The following is a 4061-nucleotide window of genomic DNA, read 5'->3' as shown; positions in this document are numbered from 1 at the left end:
GTTTTATTAGACATGTCGCGCAACCCCTCCAGAAACTTCGATGTGACTGCCCGTCGTGTAGGACGACAGGCTCGTAGACAGATAAAAAAGTGCCTGTGCCGCCTCTTCCGGACGTCCGAAACGACCAAGCGGAATGTTCTTCTCGCGGGCAAGTGCCGCAGTCCACTCTTCCCAACTTTGCCCTGGCTTTGCTTGCGACTCGAAGCGCCGCCGCCATTGCCCAGACTCCACAATGCCGATAAGAATCGAATTGACCCGGATGCGTTCTGGCGCCAGTTCGTTGGCAAGAGACTTGGTAAGGTTTAGCAAGCCGGCCCGAGCAGACGATGTCGCCACCATGTGCCGTTCCGGCTGCATCGCGAGCAGCGAATTCACGCAAACAATGGACGGATTCGGAGAAGCTCGAAGCAATGGCAAGAAAGCGCGCGTCGGACGAATCACCCCAAAGTACTTGAGCTCGAGTTCCTCACGCCACGCCTCGTCACTCGTGTTCGCAAAGGTTGACACTCGACCCTGCCCCGCGTTGTTGACAAGCATGTCCGTGCGCCCAAAACGCGCTCGCACGGTCGCCTCGAAACCCGACACGTCTTCTTCGCTCAGGACATCACAGCGTTGCGCCAGCAGTAGCGGCTTCTCACCTTCCTTGCCGGTATCAGCAAGCGAACCCTCCACCTCCCTCAGACGCGCCTCATCTCGGCCGCAAATTGCCACTGAGGCGCCGGCGCGCAACAACAACCGCGCGGTTGCCAATCCGATGCCCGACGACCCGCCCGTGACGACCGCGACCTGCCCAGACAAATCAATGCTTATCATTGCAATTCCATGCGCTCCAAATAATTGCTACATGCTTCCTGTCGATGCAACAGGCATCGAGACAGGTCATCCGCCGCTTTCTTTACCTTGCCTATCAACCCATTCTCAAGAAGTGCCGCGTCAACCTTCGCTCTTGGAATCGTTGCCGTTGTGACCGCTACGATTTTTCCCGTACGATCGCGAACGGGTGCCGACACTACAGATATTCCGCTTTCAAACGACGACTCACCGATCGAATATCCACGCTGGCGATCCTCCTTTACCCGCTCATACAAGTCTTCTACTGTTGCGGGCGTAAGAGGGGTAAAACGTTGTAAATAGCGCTCCGGATATAACGCTCGCAGCTCGTCAAGTTCCAGATCCCCCATCAGCACATGTCCGTGGGTCGCCGCATGAGCCGGCAATCGAGTACCCACGTTCACCTTCACAGATCGAAATACCGGCAGATGACTCTGGGCCTTGGCGACAAAAACAATGTGACGTTCATCGCGTATCACGATATGACAGGCAAGCCCCGTAGTATCCCTAAGTGACTGAATAATGGGCAAACCAACTTGGGAAATTTCGAGCGACGCCAGGTAACCGTATCCGAGCTGCAGCACCGATGGACCCAGGCTGTAGTTCCTGTCCTTGTCGACGCGCTCCACAAATCCTAGCGACTCCAATGTCTGCAAAAGTCGAAAGACCGTAGATCGTGGAATCCCGAGGCGCTTGGTCAATTCTGGCGCTCCCAGCACCGGTTCACGGGCTGAGAATTCCGTTAGTACCTTTAAGCCGCGCTCGAGTCCGGGGACCATCTCACTCATCACTACTCCCTTTCATCAATCGGGCGGCGCTAGCAGCATCGCGTGTCAATTCACTACTCCACAGCTCCCGCAACTGAGACAGAAAATTTCGATGAGACTGGCGTAGACATCTGGCAATTCAACGTAGCCGGCATGGCCTGCATTTGGTACCACCTGCAACCCGACACGAGCAGCCCGCGCGATACGTTCACATGCTGTGGGCGGAGTAATCGAATCTTCGTTACCAACCGCGACGGCGATCCGGCCCGAGAATCGAGCTACATCTGACACCAGATCAGCATTCGCAAGTAGATGCGTAGCCTGCCGATACCCGTGCGGCAATATTCTCGACATGTTCCAACGTACGAATAACCGTGCCTCCTCATTGGCCGCTCGCGACAGCATGTTTGAGGATCGCTGTTCGGCAAGTCCTTCCGGGCCAAGCTTTTCAAGCATCGACAGGCGCGCTTCGCGCTTGGACTCCCGCAGATCTGCGCTGGCAGCGCCATACCCCGACGCCGGGGACAGCAGCAACAACCCGGCGACTTTCGACGGATGCAGAGCCGCGAATGCGCCCGCGATAATGGCTCCGAGCGAATGCCCCACCAGCACACAACGCCTGATGTGCACGGCATGCAACCAAGCGGCAAGTGCCAACGCATAGTCCTGCGCAATGGGAGACGCCGGCCCGACAGGCGTGGACTCTCCATAGCCTGGGGCATCCCAAGCCAGAACGTGCCGACTCCGGCCTAGGGTGTCCAGTTGATTCACCCACGACGCAGCGCCCGACCCGATCCCATGCAGCAAGACCACGGGCGTGGGGAACGATTTGTCGGCGCCCGCTTCTCGAAAGCTGACCGCTCCCGCTGAAGACCGCGCGAGCCTTGACGGAAACGACTCCAACGTTTCGAAGAAACTGGGCAAAGGCGCACTCACTGGGGATATCGGCATCACTCAGTCCCGTGGGGTCAGCGCTTTAGTTTTGCAAGCGGAGAATCCGGGGGGTAAGTCGGCGTAATTGGCTTCGGCGAGCCAAGCATCACGCACATCAATGCGTCCTCTTCCCCGATATTGACTTCCGTGCGATATACACCGGGCGGCACAGAGATCAGATCTCGCTCGCCAAGGACCGTTTCCCACGATTCGCCATCCTTTTCGCAGATGACTTTCATCTTTCCGCGAAGAACAAAGAAAATTTCCTCGACGTCGATGTGAAGGTGGCTCGGTCCAATGTTTCCCGCCGGAATGACCATGGTCGAGAAAGTGAACGATCCAGCGGGTACTGTGTTGACATCCTTCGCGACGCCCGTGCCACCCGTACCGACGTAACGCATCTGCGCACGACGGTACGCCGGGTCGTAGTCTGCCTGAAACTTCAGAGCGTCCCAGTCATACTTACGAGTCTTGAATAGCGCGACTCGCGAACTCATCAATTCGTCGAGGCCGGCGTTCGTGTTTTGTTCTGCACTCCGAATTTCACTATCCATATCAGCCATTAGTGACTCCTGTAATCAGTTCAGAAAGGTTTAGTCAATTCAGAACGAAGCCGCCGTTTACCGGCAACAATTGTCCTGTCACAAAGCGTGCAGCGTCTGAAAGCAAGAAAAGAACGGGCCCGACCACGTCATCGGGAACCTGCGACCGCGTGAGCGCCCGACCCTTCCTGTAATACTCATGTCGTTCCTCAGGGACATATTGCGTCGCTTCGACCTCCGTCAGTCCTGGCGCGATGGCGTTCACCGTTACGCCCGACACTCCAAACTCTCGCGCAAGCGAGCGAGTCATGGACACGACCGCGCCTTTGCTCGCCACGTAGGCAAGAACGTTTGGTGCGCCCCATAGCGCTGTGTCAGACGCGATGTTCACGATGCTTCCGCGCCCCGAATCACGCAAATGCGGCATAGCCGCAATGCTCGCGAGCCACGTGCCTCGAACGTTGACGTTCATCACTGTGTCCCAGGTCGTCAGCGAAAGATCATTCGCCGAGACCCCGCCGGAGTTCGTGATGGCGGCGTTATTGATCAAGCCATCGACCGCACCCAACCGCTCGACGCCCGCCGCAACGAAACTTTCCACACTGCTTGGATCTGCCAAGTCTAGTGGGACAAAGTGCGCCGATTCCCCAGCATCGCCCAGCGATTCAATCAGGGCACGCCCCTCAGCTTCAAGTAAATCTCCGAACGCGACCGTCGCACCCGCCCTGACTAGCGCAGTAACGAAAGCAGCGCCTAGACCTCGTGCTCCACCCGTGACCAGCACACGGTGACCGCGTAAAGACACAGCACTGGTATATTGCTGGCCGTCACGCATGAGATGGACTCGTCGAAGCCGCCTCAAAGGCGTTGAGTTGATCGAGTTCTTGTTGAGCGCGCTGCTTCATCAAGCGCCTCACCCGGGTGATGCCCACATCGTGCTGATAGAGAAATTCATGCTCCACCGCATTGGGCGCAAGCCCCTCCAGGA

5 protein-coding genes and 1 pseudogene are annotated in these 4061 nt (G+C 57.3%); all 6 read right to left on the bottom strand.

Translation table 11 applies throughout. The annotated features are described in order from the left end of the window. Positions 1-6 precede the first annotated feature (6 nt). Entirely contained in the window at positions 7-813 is an 807-nt protein-coding gene (locus FH08_RS0133740) for an SDR family oxidoreductase (RefSeq protein WP_031362590.1), read from the bottom strand. After that, positions 810-1619 carry an IclR family transcriptional regulator gene (locus FH08_RS0133735; protein WP_051888745.1) on the bottom strand — a complete coding sequence of 270 codons (810 nt, stop codon included), beginning with the start codon at positions 1617-1619 and terminating at the stop codon, positions 810-812. The genes FH08_RS0133740 and FH08_RS0133735 overlap by 4 nt, the downstream gene beginning before the upstream one ends. A gap of 45 nt (positions 1620-1664) precedes the next feature. After that, on the bottom strand, positions 1665-2549 hold the full coding sequence (locus FH08_RS0133730; protein WP_051888744.1) for an alpha/beta fold hydrolase: 885 nt from the start codon (positions 2547-2549) through the stop codon (positions 1665-1667). A gap of 17 nt (positions 2550-2566) precedes the next feature. Continuing rightward, positions 2567-3094 carry a cupin domain-containing protein gene (locus tag FH08_RS0133725; RefSeq protein WP_031362587.1) on the bottom strand — a complete coding sequence of 176 codons (528 nt, stop codon included), beginning with the start codon at positions 3092-3094 and terminating at the stop codon, positions 2567-2569. A gap of 34 nt (positions 3095-3128) precedes the next feature. Then, positions 3129-3908: an SDR family oxidoreductase gene (locus tag FH08_RS0133720; protein ID WP_031362586.1), complete on the bottom strand. Its 780-nt coding sequence runs from the start codon at positions 3906-3908 to the stop codon at positions 3129-3131. Beyond that, positions 3901-4061 (bottom strand): annotated as a pseudogene (locus tag FH08_RS52115) (3-phenylpropionate dioxygenase); the annotation flags it as partial. The gene FH08_RS0133720 and the pseudogene FH08_RS52115, both read right to left, overlap by 8 nt.

Source organism: Caballeronia sordidicola, assembly GCF_000729995.1.
GTDB classification, from domain to species: Bacteria; Pseudomonadota; Gammaproteobacteria; order Burkholderiales; family Burkholderiaceae; genus Caballeronia; species Caballeronia sordidicola_A.
This window is presented reverse-complemented; position numbering and strand designations above follow the sequence as displayed.